General features: G+C 71.2%; 17 protein-coding genes and 1 pseudogene. 8 read left to right on the forward strand and 10 right to left on the reverse strand.

What is annotated here, in order from left to right; all coding sequences use genetic code 11:
- Positions 1-269: 269 nt before the first annotated feature.
- Positions 270-1,772, forward strand: coding sequence for an SDR family NAD(P)-dependent oxidoreductase (locus ACZ3X1_RS03145; protein WP_467275969.1), 1,503 nt, complete (start codon positions 270-272; stop codon positions 1,770-1,772).
- A gap of 26 nt (positions 1,773-1,798) precedes the next feature.
- Here the strand turns inward: ACZ3X1_RS03145 and ACZ3X1_RS03150 are convergent, their stop codons facing one another.
- The 3 genes from ACZ3X1_RS03150 to ACZ3X1_RS03160 form a co-directional block, all read right to left on the reverse strand.
- Complete coding sequence (locus ACZ3X1_RS03150) at positions 1,799-4,279, reverse strand: SpoIIE family protein phosphatase (RefSeq protein ID WP_467275971.1); 2,481 nt, start codon at positions 4,277-4,279, stop codon at positions 1,799-1,801.
- Between the two features lie 244 nt (positions 4,280-4,523).
- Positions 4,524-4,847 carry a plasmid stabilization protein gene (locus tag ACZ3X1_RS03155; RefSeq protein WP_356810923.1) on the reverse strand — a complete coding sequence of 108 codons (324 nt, stop codon included), beginning with the start codon at positions 4,845-4,847 and terminating at the stop codon, positions 4,524-4,526.
- 172 nt (positions 4,848-5,019) lie between these two features.
- Positions 5,020-5,373, reverse strand: a complete 354-nt coding sequence (locus ACZ3X1_RS03160) for an STAS domain-containing protein (RefSeq protein WP_467275975.1) — start codon at positions 5,371-5,373, stop codon at positions 5,020-5,022.
- Between the two features lie 128 nt (positions 5,374-5,501).
- Here ACZ3X1_RS03160 and ACZ3X1_RS03165 point away from each other — a divergent pair, with 128 nt between their 5' ends.
- Entirely contained in the window at positions 5,502-5,822 is a 321-nt protein-coding gene (locus ACZ3X1_RS03165) for a helix-turn-helix transcriptional regulator (RefSeq protein WP_467275977.1), read from the forward strand.
- A gap of 317 nt (positions 5,823-6,139) precedes the next feature.
- On the forward strand, positions 6,140-6,382 hold the full coding sequence (locus ACZ3X1_RS03170; RefSeq protein ID WP_467275979.1) for an early set domain-containing protein: 243 nt from the start codon (positions 6,140-6,142) through the stop codon (positions 6,380-6,382).
- 56 nt (positions 6,383-6,438) lie between these two features.
- On the opposite strand, the gene ACZ3X1_RS03175 is transcribed toward ACZ3X1_RS03170, so the two are convergent.
- The 7 genes and pseudogenes from ACZ3X1_RS03175 to ACZ3X1_RS03205 form a co-directional block, all read right to left on the reverse strand.
- Entirely contained in the window at positions 6,439-7,047 is a 609-nt protein-coding gene (locus tag ACZ3X1_RS03175; RefSeq protein WP_467275981.1) for an HhH-GDP family DNA glycosylase, read from the reverse strand.
- Positions 7,044-7,520, reverse strand: a complete 477-nt coding sequence (locus ACZ3X1_RS03180) for a DNA polymerase ligase N-terminal domain-containing protein (RefSeq protein ID WP_467275983.1) — start codon at positions 7,518-7,520, stop codon at positions 7,044-7,046. The genes ACZ3X1_RS03175 and ACZ3X1_RS03180 overlap by 4 nt, the downstream gene beginning before the upstream one ends.
- 352 nt (positions 7,521-7,872) lie before the next feature.
- Positions 7,873-8,859: an arsenic resistance protein gene (locus tag ACZ3X1_RS03185; RefSeq protein WP_467275985.1), complete on the reverse strand. Its 987-nt coding sequence runs from the start codon at positions 8,857-8,859 to the stop codon at positions 7,873-7,875.
- Positions 8,860-9,091: 232 nt separating this feature from the next.
- The gene (locus tag ACZ3X1_RS03190; protein WP_467275987.1) at positions 9,092-9,220 is read right to left on the reverse strand and encodes a hypothetical protein; all 129 of its coding nucleotides are present in this window, start codon (positions 9,218-9,220) and stop codon (positions 9,092-9,094) included.
- An 82-nt stretch (positions 9,221-9,302) separates the two neighbouring features.
- Positions 9,303-9,476 (reverse strand): annotated as a pseudogene (locus tag ACZ3X1_RS03195) (pyridine nucleotide-disulfide oxidoreductase); the annotation flags it as partial.
- Entirely contained in the window at positions 9,473-10,249 is a 777-nt protein-coding gene (locus tag ACZ3X1_RS03200) for an aquaporin (protein WP_467275989.1), read from the reverse strand. The gene ACZ3X1_RS03200 and the pseudogene ACZ3X1_RS03195, both read right to left, overlap by 4 nt.
- Before the next feature lie 96 nt (positions 10,250-10,345).
- The gene (locus ACZ3X1_RS03205; protein ID WP_362622371.1) at positions 10,346-10,660 is read right to left on the reverse strand and encodes an ArsR/SmtB family transcription factor; all 315 of its coding nucleotides are present in this window, start codon (positions 10,658-10,660) and stop codon (positions 10,346-10,348) included.
- 95 nt (positions 10,661-10,755) lie between these two features.
- On the opposite strand from ACZ3X1_RS03205, the gene ACZ3X1_RS03210 reads away from it, so the two are divergent.
- The 5 genes from ACZ3X1_RS03210 (at position 10,756) to kdpB (ending at position 15,975) form a co-directional block, all read left to right on the forward strand.
- Positions 10,756-11,175, forward strand: a complete 420-nt coding sequence (locus ACZ3X1_RS03210; protein WP_356810932.1) for an arsenate reductase ArsC — start codon at positions 10,756-10,758, stop codon at positions 11,173-11,175.
- 232 nt (positions 11,176-11,407) lie between these two features.
- On the forward strand, positions 11,408-11,617 hold the full coding sequence (locus ACZ3X1_RS03215; RefSeq protein ID WP_467275993.1) for a WYL domain-containing protein: 210 nt from the start codon (positions 11,408-11,410) through the stop codon (positions 11,615-11,617).
- 475 nt (positions 11,618-12,092) lie between these two features.
- Positions 12,093-12,182: a K(+)-transporting ATPase subunit F gene (gene kdpF, locus ACZ3X1_RS03220; RefSeq protein ID WP_037860493.1), complete on the forward strand. Its 90-nt coding sequence runs from the start codon at positions 12,093-12,095 to the stop codon at positions 12,180-12,182.
- An 8-nt stretch (positions 12,183-12,190) separates the two neighbouring features.
- Entirely contained in the window at positions 12,191-13,870 is a 1,680-nt protein-coding gene (kdpA, locus tag ACZ3X1_RS03225) for a potassium-transporting ATPase subunit KdpA (RefSeq protein ID WP_467275996.1), read from the forward strand.
- Positions 13,867-15,975, forward strand: coding sequence for a potassium-transporting ATPase subunit KdpB (gene kdpB / locus ACZ3X1_RS03230; protein WP_467275998.1), 2,109 nt, complete (start codon positions 13,867-13,869; stop codon positions 15,973-15,975). The genes kdpA and kdpB overlap by 4 nt, the downstream gene beginning before the upstream one ends.
- Positions 15,976-15,988: the final 13 nt, after the last annotated feature.

A 15,988-nucleotide genomic window follows, 5' to 3' on the forward strand; every position in this document is an offset into this window, starting at 1 on the left:
GGCCGGTCGCCGGGACGCCGGTACGCCGGGTCTCCGGGCCGGGGCGCCGGGTCCGGGCCGGAAAAGACGCCCGGCTTCTCGGCCTACGGCCTATCCTGATCACCGCCTCCGGACGCGGCGCCCCAGGTACGCGTCCACGAGCACGCCTTCCGTCATCCCACCGGCGCCCCGCTGCCCTCCACTGCGCGTCGCCCGGTCGTCCACGTCCGATGGACGCCGCCCGGTGGAGAGGGAGAGCCGAGAACGATCCATCACACCTAAGGCACCCCATGGACAGTGAGCACATACAGATCTGCCTGGACCTGATCCACCAGGCTCGGCAGCTACCCGTGGACGATGCCCAGCGCCGCCTGTTGGAACGGGCCGCCGGCCAACTCGTGCGCGACGGTCGCCTTCGGCGCCGTGCCGAGGCACGCGCGGCACGGGCCGCGGCCGACGCGAAGCTGCTCGCCGCCACCGCGATGGGCGCCGGTGACCGCGTCATGGACGCCGCTCTGCCCGCACCGGCCGCGCCGGAACGAGGCCTGACCGTCAGCGAGTACGTGCGTCTTGGGCCCAAGCCGAACGGGGAGCGCCGACCGCCGGTCCGTACAGCGGACAGTGACGGGCCGTCACGACTGCTGAACCGCCCCCAACGCTGCTACATCTGCAAGAACCACTACCGGCGCGTCCATGACTTCTACCACCTGCTGTGTCCCGAATGCGCCGGCGAGAACCTCGCCCGCCGCACGACCCGCACCGACCTCACCGGCCGGCGCGCGCTGCTGACCGGCGGGCGTGTCAAGATCGGCTTCCAGGTCGCGCTGATGCTCCTCCGGGACGGAGCCGAGCTCACGGTGACCAGCCGCTTCCCCCAGGACACGGTGCGCCGCTTCGCGGCGGTCCCCGGCGCCGCGGACTGGTGGCAACGGCTGCGGATCGCCGCCCTGGACCTGCGCGATCCCCGGCAGGTCCTCGCCTTCACGGACCACATGCTCTCCCAGGGGCTCCCCCTGGACATCCTGATCAACAATGCGGCCCAGACCCTGCGCCGCTCTCCTCAGGCGTACGCCGCGCTGTCCGCCGGCGAATCCTTGCCGTCCCCCTCGTCCCTGACCGCGCCACGGATCTGGACCGCTCCAGGATTCTCCGTACCCGGCCCGCGCACCGCGCCCCTGCCATGGGCGGCGGAGCTCGCCCCACGGTTCCGGTTGCCCGACGCCCTGACCGGTACGGCCCATGCGGCCTCGGTGGCCGTACCGCTGCCGCAGGAGGACGTCGACGAGGCGGGCCTGCTGCCCGAGACGGCCGCGACCAACTCCTGGACCCTGCGCCTGGGACAGATCGACCCGACCGAGCTGCTGGAGGTCCAGCTGGTCAACGCCGTCGCGCCGTTCCTGCTCGCCGACCACCTGCTGCCCCTTCTGGATGCTTCCCCGCACCCCCGCCGCTACCTCATCAACGTCTCGGCGGTCGAGGGGCAGTTCGCCGTGCGCAACAAGACCAGCGACCATCCGCACACCAACATGGCCAAAGCCGCCCTGAACATGCTCACCCGCACGAGCGCCGCCGACCTGGCCGCCCGGGGCATCCACACCTGCAGTGTCGACACCGGCTGGGTCACCGACGAGAAACCGCTCCCCGCCCGGGAGCGGCACGCCGCGACCGGCTGGCGCCCGCCGCTGGACGTCGTGGACGGTGCCGCGCGGATCTACCACCCCATCGTGCAGGGGGAGGCCGGCGCCCCCGTACACGGCGTCCTCCTGAAGGACTACCAGCAGGTCCCTTGGTGATCCCCCGGCATTCGATCCGAACCGTGTCACCAGTCGAGGGCGAGGCTCGCCGCAGCCGCGAAGTGCCCCTCCGCTGCTGCGGCGAGGGGGAACTCCGTCCAGACGGTCTTGCCGTCCCGGGTGTAACGGGTACCCCATCGTTCGGTGAGCTGGGCCACCAGGAAGAGGCCGCGCCCGCCCTCGTCGGTGGTGCGCGCCCGTCGTAGGTGCGGGGCGGTGCTGCTGCCGTCGGAGACCTCGCAGATCAGGCTGCGGTCGCGGATGAGCCGCAGGGTCACCGGCGTGCCGCCGCCGTACCGGTAGGCGTTGGTGACCAGTTCACTGACGACCAGTTCGGCGGTGAAGGCCAGGTCCTCCAGGCCCCACCCGGCCAGTGTGGCCTGCGCCAGGTGCCGCGCCCGGGCTGCGGCGGTCGGCTCCGCGGGCAGTTCCCAGGAGGCGATCTGCTCCGGCGCCAACACCCGGGTGCGGGCGAGGAGGAGCGCGACGTCATCCGGCGGGTGGTCCGGCAGCAGGGCGTCCTGCACTGCCGCACAGGTCTCCGCCAGCGGGCTGCCGGGCCGGGACAGGGCTCCTCTCAGCCGCTCCAGTCCCTCGTCGAGGTCGAGGCCACGGGCCTCGACCAGGCCGTCCGTGTACAGCGCCAGCAGACTTCCCTCGGCGAGTTCCAACTCCGCGGACTCGAACGGGAGTCCACCCAGACCCAGCGGCGGCCCCTCGGGAAGGTCGGGCAGGCTCACCGTGCCGTCGGCGGTCACCACGGCGGGGGGCAGGTGGCCCGCCCGGGCCATGGTGCAGCGCCGGGAGGTGGGGTCGTAGACCGCGTAGAGGCACGTCGCGCCGACGATCTGTTGGCCCCGCGAGCGTCCGTCGACAGTCTCCTGCTCAGCCGCCAGGCGGTTGACCAGGTCGTCCAGGTGGGAGAGGACCTCGTCCGGTGCGTAGTCCAGACCCGCCAGGGTGTGCACGGCGGTGCGCAGGCGGCCCATGGTGGCTGCGGCGTGCAGCCCGTGGCCGACGACGTCGCCGACGACGAGGGCGACGCGTGCTCCGGACAGCGGGATGACGTCGAACCAGTCGCCGCCGACACCGGTGGCGGGATCGGCGGGCAGGTACAGGTGCGCGACCTCGACAGCGCTGTACTCGGGCAACTCCTGCGGAAGCAGGCTGCGCTGCAAGGTCAAGGCGGCTTGGTGCTGCTGGGTGTAGCGGCGGGCGTTGTCGATGCACACGGCGGCCCGTGCGGCGAATTCCTCCGCGAGTGTGAGGTCGTCCTCCTCGAACGGCTCGGGCCGCCCGGCCCGCCACAGGCTGAGCAGGCCGAGGAGCAGACCGCGGGCCGTCAGCGGTACGACGATCAGTGAGTGAGCGTCCAGGTCGAGGGCGCGCTGCGTGCGCTCCGGGTCCTGGAAGTACCAGCCGAGGCTGCTCCGCAGCACCGGTTCGAGGATGGGCCGCTGCTCGGCGAGGCACCGGGCCTGGGGCGTGCGGGGGTCGAAGTGAAAGACCTCCCCGGCGGAGTACATCACCCGCAGCGCCTCTGCCACGACCGAGTGGACGGCCATTCTGCGGACCGGTCCGCTCGACTCCTCGGCGGTGTCGTCGCCCCGGGCGACCGACTCCAGCAGGTCCACCGAGACGGCGTCCGCGAGGTCCGGGACGGCGGCGTCGGCCAGCTCCTGCGTGGTCTGGCCGAGATCCAGCGTGGTTCCGATGCGGGCGCTCGCCCGGTTGAGCAGGGCGAGCCGCCGCCGGGCCCGGTAGCGGTCGGTGACGTCTTCCACCAGTTGGGTGACTCCGAGGATCCCGCCGGAAGGGCGCTGCATCCGAAACGCCGACACCGACACCACGCGCTCGTGGTCGGGGTCGCTCCTCAGGCGGCAGGGCTGCTCGGTGAAGATGAGGGGCGCGCCCGTCTCCAGCACCCGTCGCAGCCGGGATTCGATGGTCTCCACGTCCGGACCGATGAGGAAGTCGCCGATGCGTCGACTGCGGATCTCCGCCGCGGGGAGTTGCGTGAACCGGGCCAGCGCCCGGTTGATCCGCAGGATGCTCAGATCGGGGGCGTGGACGGACAGGCCGATCGGGGAGCGCCGGAACAGGCCGTCAAGGACCGACCTGTCCGTCTCCCACTGGAGCACCTCCTCCGCGGGGGCGACGACGAGGAACCACTCGCGGGCCGAGTCGGCGCGGATGACGGCGCGGGCTCGGAAACCCAGCTCCACCCGTCGGCCGCTGCGGTGCAGGACGGGCAGGACGCCGGACCAGCCCCGGTCGCGCACGCACGCGGCAGCCGCGGCCCGGACCGCCTCACGGTCACGGGCGTCGGACAGGAACTCGAAAGCCATGCGGCCCAGCACCTCGTCGGGCTGGTAGCCGAGGTGCTCCTGTGCGCGCTCGCTCCAGCCGACGACCCTGCCGTGGTCGTCCAGAACCGCCGAGGCGGAGTTGTGCAGCGCGAACGGGTCCTCGGGCACCTCGCCCGATCCCGGCGCCAGTGCGTCCATCGCCGCCACCCTTCGACCTGCTCGACCTGCCGAACGGACCGCACCGCGGGCATTACCGCAGCGACTACCCAGAGTGATCGAGGACCAGGCGTTGAGCAGTCTGCATACCTTCAGTATCACCGCGCCGCTGTACGTCGGCAGAGGGTCGCCCCGGCACGCACCCCGGCCCTGGCGGAGCCAACCCGCCAGGGCCGGTGACCCCGCTGCACGTGCAGCCGGCCGTCGTACGTGCCGAACCGGCCGTTCAGTGGCCCAGCGCCCGCTTCAGCTCTTCCTTGTCCATCTTCGAACGGCCCTCGATGCCCTTCTGCTTGGCCTCGTTGTACAGCTGTTCCTTGGTGGGGCCCTGCGCACCGCTGTGGGAGCGCTGACCGCCGCGCTTGGAGGACGACATGTCCTGGATCGAGGACCGGGAGGCGGTCTTCGACTCGCCGGAGCGGGCGCGTTCCTTGTTCACGGTGCGGGCGGCGATCTCCTCGGCGCGCTCCGTGCTCTCGCCGCGCTGCTCGGCGCTCTCCTTGATGTGCTCGTACTGCCGTTCCCGCTTGGGGCTGGAACCACGGGGCATGACAACCCTCCTCGGTCGGTGTGCGATCTCGGTACCTGTGCTGCGCCTTCCCGGCCCCGGCACTCTCATTCCGCCGGCTCCCGCGTCCGTTCGGGACTCCCGGCGGCGAGGCCCAGGTGGTCAGCCCCCGGTGCGGACGCGGTCATGGGACACCTGCTCCTCGCGCACGCGTTCAGGAGAGGAGTGGGCGGGTGCCGGTGAGGTTCAGGAGCCGCTCGACCCGGCGGCCCGCCGCCGTGATGCGCAGGCCGCGTCCGGCCCGCAGGGCCGCGCGGTGGGCGGCCAGGAGGGTGTTGAGGCCGGCGCAGTCACAGAAGGTCACCCGCTGCAAGTCCACGAGGAGGGTGGCCCGGTGAGAGACGAGGGCGGCCAGGAGAACCTCGCGCAGGAACGTGGCGTTGTCGAAGTCGATCTCACCCCTCACCACGACCTGCACCGTCCCGGGCTGCGGGCCGGGGACGACACCGACCTCCATGCCCGGCACTCCCGGGGCGCAGGGGCGGTGTTCGGACAGGCTGGCGGTCATGGATGCCTCCCCCACACGCTCTGGGGCCGCTTCTGCTTCCCAACAGCATCGTCGGCATCCGAACGACCTACGTCAATAAATACGTGAAAAACAGGACGTATATGTGAATATCGGCGCAAGCTTGAGGCATGGGTGATGCAGGCCTTCCCCACGGGTCGTGGACGTTCCTGACCAGCCACGCCCGCGTCCTGCTCGCCCTCGCCCGCGACCCCGGGGTGCGCCTGCGGGAGGTGGCCGAGACCTGCGTGCTCACCGAGCGGACCGTCCAGTCGATCGTCGCGGACCTGGAGCAGGAGGGGTACCTCAGCCGGGTACGCGAAGGACGACGCAACCACTACCGCATCAGCCCGGGGGCGAAGTTCCGCCACCCCGCCGAAGCGGGCCGCGACATCGCCGGGCTGCTCGCCCTCTTCGCCGACGATCCGCCTGCGACCCGGACCGCGCCCTGACGTCCCCCGTCCGGCCTACACCGCCCGTCCTCCGGCGCGCGGTGCGGCCTCGCGCGTGGCACGGTGGCAGGGCGACGAGAGGTCCATGCACGCGGGGCCCGGCCGGTCGACGAAGCCACCCGGCCGGGTCCCGCAACGGATGCCGGGATGTTCCTCGACCCCTCGCCCGCGACGCGCCCGTCAGCCCCCTTCCGCCCCATGCACGCCGCCGGCCGGATACCCGCCCCGCGGCACGCGGTCCGTCCCGCCACGGCCGGCCCGGACGCGGGCGAGGATGCACCAGCGCGCCGCCGACCCCATCACCCCCGGAGGCCAGCATGCTCGAACGCCAGCGAATCAAGGGCCGCAACAAGGTCACCTTCGTCCTGCCGGAGGACAGCCCGCAGGGATCAGTGAGCGTGGTCGGAGACTGCACCCAGTGGAACCCCGCCGCGCACCCCCTGGAACCCGGGGGCGACGGCACCCGCGCGGCCGAGGCCTCCCTCCCCACGAACAGCGGCCACTCGTTCCGCTACCTCGCGGCCGGCGACTACTGGTTCGACCACGAACCCGCTTCCTGATGCCCCCCCCCCGGCACTCCCCTGCCCGGTGAGCACTCCTGCAGCGCTCCGGTTGCTCAGGAGAGCCCGGCCCGGACCAGGGCGGCCGCCAGCCGCGGCAGGTCGTCCGCGGTGACGAGACGGGCGAGGCCCGCCGCCGTCTTCGGAAGCCCGAGCGCGGCGGCGGCGTCACGGGCCCGGCGGTCGAAAGCGGGGCGCAGCTCGGGCCACACCCCTTGGACCTCGCGGCAGAAGATGTCGGATCCGACCGGTCCGATCCGCGGAACCTCCTGGAGGAGCTCGCGGATCCGACCGGGATCACCGTCGGCGGTGTCACGCAGCCGTCGCAGGTCACCGTGGTAGCGATCCAGGAGCAGCTCGGCGCCCTCGCCCAGTGCGGTGGCGGTGCCTTCGTCGTAACGGCGGTAGTGGGCGCGCCCGAGGGCGTCCACCCGGTCCTGCCAGGACGCCGCGGCCATCGCCCGGGGCGTGCGCATCCCGGCCGCGAAGAGCTCGCGCGCCGCGTCGACGGCGATGTCGGCCTTGATGCGCACCGAGAAGAGCACGCACAGGCACAGGAGTTGGTAGAGCGGGGCGGGTGTGTTCCGCAACCGGATGCCCGCTTGCTCGGCATGGGTCCGTCCATGCTCGTCCAGCAGGTCCTGGACCGTGGTGCGCTGCGTCACGGCGTCATCCCTCCGTCCCGGGCCGGCGGCGCCGCCGGGCCGTCTTGCGCGGATCGGTGGTGAGCCGGTCGCGGTCGCGGGCCGCCAGGACCTCGGCGGCGGGGCGATGTGGAACAGCGTCGCGGTGTCATCGCAGACGGTGTGAACGACGGTGCCGTCGGCTGGGGCAGTTCGGCTCGGTGGACCCCCTCGGGGCCTTGCGTCCCGGCCGGGCGGCGTTCCAGCCGCAAGGGGCGTCCGCGCAGGTGGGGCAGCATCCTGCGGGCGACGGAGCGGGAAGGCCCCTCGGGCACGGCGAAGGATTTCAGTACGCCGTCGGCTTCGAGACGGAAGTCGAAGTGCATGCTGCGCGCATCGTGGATCTGAACGACGTAGGAGGGCGCACTTGCGCCCGTACCTCCCGCCTGCGGCTCTGCCGTCTTCGCGAAGTCCCGCCGCCTGTGATGTTTCGCCAGTTTTTCCGCGCCGGTCATGGCCCCTCCTCCCGCACGTCTCGGGCGGTCGTGGCGGTCGTGGAAGCAGCCCCGGTCAGGCGGCTACCCCGGGACCCGGGGCTCCAGTCGTCACTGGAGACATGCAGAGGGTGTTCGACCACGCCGGCGTGGACGCGATCACGGCAGGCACCGGCCGCGGCGACGATGCGGGCGGACGGTCACCGCGTCAGCAACCGCCGGTCCGAGCTCTCGGCTGCCGTCCGATCTCGGCAGCGCGTGTCCCGCACATCGGCATGCGGGCTGCCGCCCGCCCGCCCGTACGACCGGCGGCTTCCGCGAGCACGGGCCGGAGGCGGGGAGCCGACCGGCGTCATCCTGCTCTGCACCGTCCTCACGCGACCGTGGCCGGCTCCGGGACCAGGCGCGGGACCAGGCGTACGTAGGCGACCATGCCGATGACCTCGACCAGGGTCTGCGTGACCACCACGACCGGGGCGAGCGCCAGGTCGTCGGGCAGGGCCAGGGCCAGCGGCAGCACGACGAGGGAGTTGCGCGTCGCACCGGTGAAGACCACCGCCCGGGAAGCGGGAACGTCCAGCCCGAAGAGGCGCGCGATCGTCCGCCCGGCGAAGGCCATGACGACGAGGAAGGCCGCGTAGAAGGGGATGACCGCGGCTGCGTCCGCGAGGCTGCCGCCGAGCTCGGGGACCTGGGAGGCGACCACGGTGACGAGCGTCGCGGCCATCAGCGGCACCATCGTCGTCGTGGCCGCGTCCGAGATCCTCCGGCCGGCCGGCTTGCGCACCGCCCACGCCTGAAGCGCCCAGGCCAGCGCGAGCGGAATCACGATGAGCACCAGGAACGCTTCGACGAACGGACCGACCTCGACGATGTCCGCCAGGTCAGCGCCCATGAACAGGTGGAGGAGGCCCGGCAGCAGCAGCATCTGCGCGATGAGCAGGAGGGGCGTGGCGGCCAGCAGGCGCCTGCTGGAGCCGCCGGCCAGGCCGCTGAAAACGATCACGTAGTCCACGCACGGGCACAGCAGGACCAGCAGAACGCCGATGCGTACGGCCTGGTCGGCGGGGAGGAAGGTGAACATCGCGGCGACGACCAGGGGGACGACCACGAAGTTCACGACCAGGGCCGCGGACAGGAACCGGCCGTCGCGCAGGGAGCGGAGCAGACCGCCGGCCGGAACCTGGAGGAAGGTCACGAAGAGCAGTGCCCCCAGGACGGGGTTGATGGCGTGTTCCGGTCCCGGCCCGGCCGCGGGCACCGCCCCGCCGAGGAGGGCGCCCAGGGCCATGGCGCCGAGGTAGATCGGGATCTGGTGGTGCTCCATGCGCTCGACCAGGCCCTGCGGCTCCTGCGGCACCCTGGGGACTCCTTGCTGTACGTCCGTGCTGATCGTGTGCCGGCCCTGGGCGGGGCCCGGCTCATTGTGCCAAGCGGGCGTGTCCGTCAGCGGGCGTGTCCGTCAGCGGGCGGCGCAGAGCACTCCCGGCCCGGCGAGGAGGGATGTGGCGAAGGGCTTCGTCCCCGGGTTCATACGGTGGCCCCGAACAGGTCGGTGAGCAGGGAGCCCGCGGCTTCGGGCGCGCGCACCGTCAGCGTCGGGCGGGCGGGGGGGGCAGGCTCAGGGTGAAGTCGAAGAACGCGCAGCAGTGCTGCTCGGCCGCCGCCGGGGTGGCGAGGTCGCCGGCCAGCGCCGGGGTGCTCGGGAAGGCCGGGCGCATTCCGTCGGTGATCTCTTCACGGCTGGTGGCCCGTGCGGCGAGGGCCCGCCACCGGGCGGGGCGCTCGGCGAGCTTGGAGCCGGCCCGGCTGGGAGGGCGTGAGCCGCCCGGGCAGGGAGGAGTACTGGGCCGGGGAGAACAGGCGCAGGGAGCCCCAGGTGTGCTGCCGGGCGCCGCCGGGGCGGCGCAGGTGGTATCCGGCGGCGAGCCCTGCCTGGCCGCCGCCGGTCACCACCACGTCGGTGCGCTGCATCAGGCGTCGGACCGGTCCTGTTCGGTCCTGCCGCGCATGAAGATGACCGCCACCAGGGCCAGGCCCACCGCCGTACCGATCAGCTGCATGCCGATGAAGCCGGGCACCGAGGCCGGCGCGATGCCCGCGAAGGTGTCGGTGAAGGCGCGGCCGATGGTGACCGCCGGGTTGGCGAAGGAGGTGGAGGAGGTGAACCAGTAGGCGGCGCCGATGTACGACGCCACCGCGGCGGGGGCGAAGCGGAGGCGGTCGGTGCGGGCCAGGCCGAAGATCAGCAGGATCAGGCCCGCGGTCGCCACGACCTCGCCCAGCAGCAGGTTCCCGGCGGAGCGGTCGTGGGTGGACCACTTGACCAGCGGCTCGCCGAACATGGCGTCCGCCAGGACCGCCCCCGCGATCGCGCCGGCGATCTGCGAGGGCACGTAGACGGCGACCTCGGGGGCGGTCACGCCGGAGCCGCCGCGGCGGGCGGTCCACCACTCGGCCGCCGTCACGACCGGATTGAAGTGGGCACCGGACACAGGGCCGAGGAGCGCGATGAGGACACCGAGTCCGAAGACCGTGGCGGTGGAGTTGGCCAGCAGCTGCAGGGCCATGTCCTGGGTGAGCTTCGTGGCCTGGATGCCCGAGCCGACGACGACCGCCACGAGGGCCGCGGTGCCGACCAGTTCGGCGGCGGCGCGGGCGATGAGCGGGGTGCGGGGCGGGGTCGCGCCGGGTGCCGGCTGGGGCACGTCGGCGGCTTTCGGGGTGCCGACGGGCGTGGTGGCGGTCAAGGCTGGTTCTCCTCGGGCAGGTGAGGCAAAGCGCGGAGGGCTGGGGAGCGTCGTCAACGCCCGCCGGCCGGGCGGGCGGGAATTTGACGACACGACCTACGGGCAGGACCGCTTGAGGTTCGCTTCGGCGGTGGCTCGCGCGATCGCGGCGAGGTCGGCGAACTGACCGGCGAGCGCTTCGATGACTTCCGGGCGCAGGCGGTAGTAGATGTACCTCCCGCACGGCTCCGTCTCCACGACCCCGGCCTCGCGCAGCACCTTCATGTGGTTGGAGAGGTTCGTCTGCTTGGCACCCGTCTCCTCCACCAGGTGGGTGGTGCAGAGCGTTTCACGGGCGAGCAGGGTCACGATCCGGAGCCTGAGCGGGTCGGCCAGAACCCGGATCAGATCAGTGTCGACTGACGTCATCATGGACTGATACTCTCACATCAGCTGGAGCTGACACCAGCCCGCACTGACCTGATTGACTCCTTCGGTCGCAATCGCCTCACCCCAAGGAAGAACAGATGTCCACCGCTCCCGCCGCCTCCGTCCTGTTCGTCTGCGTCCACAACGCGGGCCGCTCCCAGATGGCGGCGGGTTTCCTGCGGCACCTCGCCGGTGACCGCGTCGAGGTCCGCTCCGCCGGCTCCGTGCCCGGCGAGCAGATCAACCCGTCCGCCGTCGCCGCCATGGCAGAGCTGGGCATCGACATCTCCGACCAGAAGCCGAAGGTCCTCACCCCCGAAGCCGCCCAGGCGTCGGACTACATCATCACCATGGGATGCGGCGACGCCTGCCCCTACTTCCCCGGCAAGACCTACCTCGACTGGCAGCTCGAAGACCCGGCCGGCCAGGGCGTCGAGGCCGTCCGCCCCATCCGCGACGAGATCAAGGGCCTCATCGAGGGCCTGATCGCCGAGATCGACGCCAAGCGGAAGGCCTGAGGCGCGCGACGCGACAGACCGGACGGTGGCGCCGAACGCCTCACCGCACTCGCCGCGCTCGCCGCCCTCGCCGCACTCGCCACCCGGGCACCCCCGAACTGCGCACCACCCTGCGCAAGCTGGTCCGGGCCCTGCCGCCGACCCTGCGGGGCCAGGCCCACGCCGCGACCCGGGCGGGCGTCGTCGACACCACGGACTGGTCCCGCAACGCCGTCACCGCCTCGGCGGCCGCGTGCGCGTCGGCGGTCCGCTGCCCGACGGCTGGACCGAGGTATGGGTCGACGGCCCGGCCGCCAAGACCCTGGCAGGACATCTGGCCGGGCTGGGAGCCCGGGTCGAGGTACTGGAGCCGCCGGAGGTACGACAGTGGCTGGCCCAGATCGCCGCCGAACTCACGGGGATGTACGCGGGGGAGGAACCGAACGCACCCGACGGCCAGTAGTCGATGGCGAACCGCTCTCGGGATGCGCATCGTGCTCGATCTCGTCGGCCAGGGCCACGGGTGAGTCTCCTCTGCGATGCGGCTGAAGCCATCCGCGCTCGCAATCAGGTCGTCGTGGGCCGACCCGTACGTGTCCGTCCGCGCGCCCGGAGCGATCGCCACCCCTGCTGAAGGGCGGGCTCGACCGCTCTTCCCCTGCACTCCGGCAGCCTGCTTCACCAGGGCTGATGCCGTGCAGGCGGCTGGCACGCCTGCACCGTCAGGGTGGCGTTAAGGGTTCTCCTGCCCTCGTATGGAGCCCGTCAAAGCGGCTTAACACCCGGGTGAAGACACGGTTGTCTCGTCATCGGCCAACTGGCTGATACATCTCTTCCCACTTCACTCAGGAGCTCGCGATGGCCGATCTGGCCTTCGTCGTCACCACGGTCGCGGTGTTCGCGCTGGTGGCTCTCATCGCCCGGGGGGTGACCAAGCTGTGACCGTCGAGAACGTCGTCGGCCTCGTCGTAGCCGTTTCCCTCCTCGGATACCTCGTCCTCGCCCTCGTGTACCCGGAGAGGTTCTGAGCACTGACATGAGCCCCGTAACCGCTGGTGTGCTCCAACTGCTCGCGCTGATAGCCGCGCTGGCTCTGGCGTACCGTCCGCTGGGCGACCACATGGCCCGCGTCTACTCCTCCGAGAGGCACTACAAGCCGGAGAAGTGGATCTACAGGGCCATCGGCGCCGACCCGTCGGCCCAGATGCGCTGGCCCGCCTACCTGCGCGCCGTCCTCGCCTTCTCCGCCGTGAGCGTCCTCTTCCTGTACCTGATGCAGCGTCTGCAAGGCGTCCTGCCCGGCTCGCTCGGCTTCGTGGCGATCGACCCGGACCAGGCCTTCAACACCGCCGCATCGTTCGTGGCCAACACCAACTGGCAGTCGTACTACGGCGAGCAGGCCATGGGCCACGTCGTACAGACCGGAGGCCTGGCGGTGCAGAACTTCGTCTCGGCCGCCGTCGGCATGGCCGTCGCGGCCGCCCTTGTCAGGGGCTTCGCCCGTTCGCGTACGGGTGAGCTCGGCAACTTCTGGGCCGACCTGGTCCGCGGCACCGTGCGCATCCTGCTGCCCATGTCCGTGATCGGCGCGCTCGTCCTGGTCTCCTGCGGAGCCATCCAGAACTTCGCCGGCATCCATGGCGTCGGCCAGTTCTCGAACCAGCACGGCATGGGCGGCACGCAGCAGTGGAACGGCGGCGCGGTGGCCTCGCAGGAAGTCATCAAGGAGCTGGGCACCAACGGAGGCGGCTACTTCAACGCCAACTCAGCCCACCCCTTCGAGAACCCCACGCCCTTCTCGAACCTCTTCGAGATCTTCCTCATCCTGCTCATCCCCTTCGCGATGACCCGCACCTTCGGCCGCATGGTCGGCAACACGCGCCAGGGCTACGCGATCCTCGCCACCATGGGCACCATCTGGGTCGCCTTCACCGGTTTGATGATGTGGACCGAGTTCGCCCACCACGGCCCGGCCTTCGATGTCGCGGGTGGCGCCATGGAGGGCAAGGAGACCCGGTACGGCATCGCCGCCTCCTCGATCTTCTCGGTCGCGACCACGCTCACCTCGACCGGTGCGGTCAACTCGTTCCACTCCTCGTACACGGGGCTGGGCGGCGGCATTCAGCTGCTGGGCATGCAGCTCGGCGAGATCGCGCCCGGCGGCGTCGGCTCCGGCCTCTACGGCATGCTGATCATGGCGGTCATCGCGGTGTTCATCGCCGGCCTGATGGTCGGCCGCACCCCCGAGTACCTGGGCAGGAAGATCGGCACCCGCGAGATCAAGCTCGCCGCCTGCTACATCCTCATCACCCCCGCCCTCGTGCTCTGCTTCACCGCGGCCGCCATGGCCCTGCCCACCCCGGGCAACTCGATGACGAACACCGGCGCGCACGGCTTCTCCGAGGTCCTCTACGCCTACACCTCCGGCGCCAACAACAACGGCTCCGCCTTCGCCGGCCTGAACGCCGACACCCAGTGGTTCAACAGCACCATCGGCATCGCCATGCTGCTGGGCCGTTTCCTGCCGATGGTCTTCGTCCTCGCGCTGGCCGGCTCGCTGGCCGAGCAGAAGCCCGTTCCCGAGACCGCGGGCACGCTCCGTACGGACAGGCCGCTGTACGCGGGCCTGCTCGTCGGCACCATCGCCATCATCACCGGTCTGACCTACTTCCCGGCCCTGGCGCTGGGCCCGCTCGCCGAAGGGCTCGCAGCATGAGCACCGCCACTGCGACCCGTGCGCCGCACGACGACCTGCGCACCACCGGCCACGAGCCGCCTGCCGGGCGAGTCGGCGGAGGCCTGTTCGACCCGCAGCAGCTGCTGAAGTCCTTCCCCGACGCGGTCCGCAAGCTCGACCCCCGCATCATGGTCAAGTCCCCGGTCATGTTCGTGGTCCTGATCGGCTCGGTCGTCACCACCGTCCTGGCCGTCAAGGATCCGACGGACTGGTTCGGCTGGGCCATCACCGCCTGGCTGTGGCTGACCACGGTCTTCGCCAACCTCGCCGAAGCCGTCGCCGAGGGCCGCGGCAAGGCCCAGGCGGACACCCTGCGCAAGGCCAAGACCGACTCCGTCGCCCGCCGCCTGGCCGACGACGGCACGGGCGAGGAGCAGGTTCCCGGCACCGATCTCAAGATCGGCGACCTGGTGGTCTGCGAGGCCGGCGACATCATTCCCGGCGACGGTGACGTCGTCGAAGGCGTGGCCTCGGTCGACGAGTCGGCCATCACCGGCGAGTCCGCACCGGTCATCCGCGAGTCGGGCGGCGACCGCAGTGCGGTCACCGGCGGCACGAAGGTCCTCTCCGACCGGGTCGTCGTCAAGATCACGACGAAGCCCGGTGAGACCTTCATCGACCGGATGATCGCCCTCGTCGAGGGCGCGGCCCGGCAGAAGACGCCCAACGAGATCGCCCTCAACATCCTGCTGGCATCCCTCACCATCGTCTTCCTGCTGGCGGTCGTCACGCTCCAGCCGTTCGCGATCTACGCGGACGCCGAGCAGTCGATGATCGTGCTCACCGCGCTCCTCGTCTGCCTGATCCCCACCACCATCGGCGCGTTGCTCTCCTCCATCGGCATCGCCGGCATGGACCGCCTCGTCCAGCGCAACGTCCTCGCCGTGTCAGGGCGTGCGGTGGAAGCCGCCGGCGACGTGTCGACGCTGCTGCTCGACAAGACCGGCACCATCACCCTCGGCAACCGCCGGGCCTCTGCGTTCGTCCCGGTCGAGGGCACGACGGAGGCCGAACTCGCCGACGCCGCGCAGCTGTCCTCGCTGGCCGACGAGACGCCCGAGGGGCGCTCGATCGTGGTCCTCGCGAAGGAGAAGTACGGGCTGCGCGAACGCCACCAGGGTGAACTGGCCCAGGCCGAGTGGATCGCGTTCACCGCCCAGACCCGCATGTCGGGTGTCGACGTCGACGGAAGGAAGACCCGCAAGGGTGCGGCCGGGTCCGTCATCACCTGGGTCAGGGAGCAGGGCGGCCGGGTCGCCGACGACGCCGACCTCCTCGCCCATCGCATCTCCGAAGCCGGCGGTACGCCGCTCCTGGTGGCGGTGGAGGACGAGACGGGTGCCCGTGTCCTCGGTGTCATCCACCTCAAGGACGTGGTCAAGGAGGGCATGCGCGACCGGTTCGACGAGCTGCGCCGCATGGGGATCAGGACCGTCATGATCACGGGCGACAACCCGCTCACCGCGAAGGCCATCGCCGAGGAGGCGGGTGTGGACGGCTTCCTCGCCGAGGCCACGCCCGAGGACAAGATGGCCCTCATCAAGCGGGAGCAGGCCGGCGGCAAGCTCGTCGCGATGACGGGCGACGGTACGAACGACGCACCGGCGCTGGCCCAGGCCGACGTCGGCGTGGCGATGAACACGGGCACCTCGGCCGCCAAGGAGGCCGGGAACATGGTGGACCTGGACTCCGACCCCACCAAGCTCATCGAGATCGTGGAGATCGGCAAGCAGCTGCTGATCACGCGTGGCGCCCTGACCACGTTCTCCATCGCCAACGACGTCGCGAAGTACTTCGCGATCATCCCGGCCATGTTCGCCGTGGTCCACCCGGGGCTGGACACGCTCAACATCATGGGCCTGTCCTCCCCCAACTCCGCGATCCTCTCCGCCGTCGTCTTCAACGCGCTGATCATCATCGCGCTGGTCCCGCTCGCCCTCAAGGGCGTCCGGTACCGGCCCACCAGCGCCGACAAGATGCTCCGCCGCAACCTCGCAATCTACGGACTGGGCGGCCTGACGGCCCCGTTCATCGGCATCAAGCTCATCGACATGCTCATCTCCCTCATCCCCGGCCTCGCCTGAATCAGGAACGTGC

The sequence above is a fragment of the Streptomyces sp. NPDC023541 genome, assembly GCF_055559995.1.

Coding starts and splice junctions, on each gene's coding strand:
- ACZ3X1_RS03205 (WP_362622371.1), bottom strand. CDS start 10,660: ATGATGACGTCAGTCGACACTGATCTGATCCGGGTTCTGGCCGACCCG.
- ACZ3X1_RS03210 (WP_356810932.1), top strand. CDS start 10,756: ATGTCCACCGCTCCCGCCGCCTCCGTCCTGTTCGTCTGCGTCCACAAC.
- ACZ3X1_RS03165 (WP_467275977.1), top strand. CDS start 5,502: ATGGGTGATGCAGGCCTTCCCCACGGGTCGTGGACGTTCCTGACCAGC.
- ACZ3X1_RS03145 (WP_467275969.1), top strand. CDS start 270: ATGGACAGTGAGCACATACAGATCTGCCTGGACCTGATCCACCAGGCT.
- ACZ3X1_RS03190 (WP_467275987.1), bottom strand. CDS start 9,220: ATGCGCCCGGCCTTCCCGAGCACCCCGGCGCTGGCCGGCGACCTCGCC.
- ACZ3X1_RS03160 (WP_467275975.1), bottom strand. CDS start 5,373: ATGACCGCCAGCCTGTCCGAACACCGCCCCTGCGCCCCGGGAGTGCCG.
- ACZ3X1_RS03170 (WP_467275979.1), top strand. CDS start 6,140: ATGCTCGAACGCCAGCGAATCAAGGGCCGCAACAAGGTCACCTTCGTC.
- kdpA (WP_467275996.1), top strand. CDS start 12,191: ATGAGCCCCGTAACCGCTGGTGTGCTCCAACTGCTCGCGCTGATAGCC.
- ACZ3X1_RS03155 (WP_356810923.1), bottom strand. CDS start 4,847: ATGCCCCGTGGTTCCAGCCCCAAGCGGGAACGGCAGTACGAGCACATC.
- ACZ3X1_RS03150 (WP_467275971.1), bottom strand. CDS start 4,279: ATGGACGCACTGGCGCCGGGATCGGGCGAGGTGCCCGAGGACCCGTTC.
- ACZ3X1_RS03180 (WP_467275983.1), bottom strand. CDS start 7,520: ATGACCGGCGCGGAAAAACTGGCGAAACATCACAGGCGGCGGGACTTC.
- kdpB (WP_467275998.1), top strand. CDS start 13,867: ATGAGCACCGCCACTGCGACCCGTGCGCCGCACGACGACCTGCGCACC.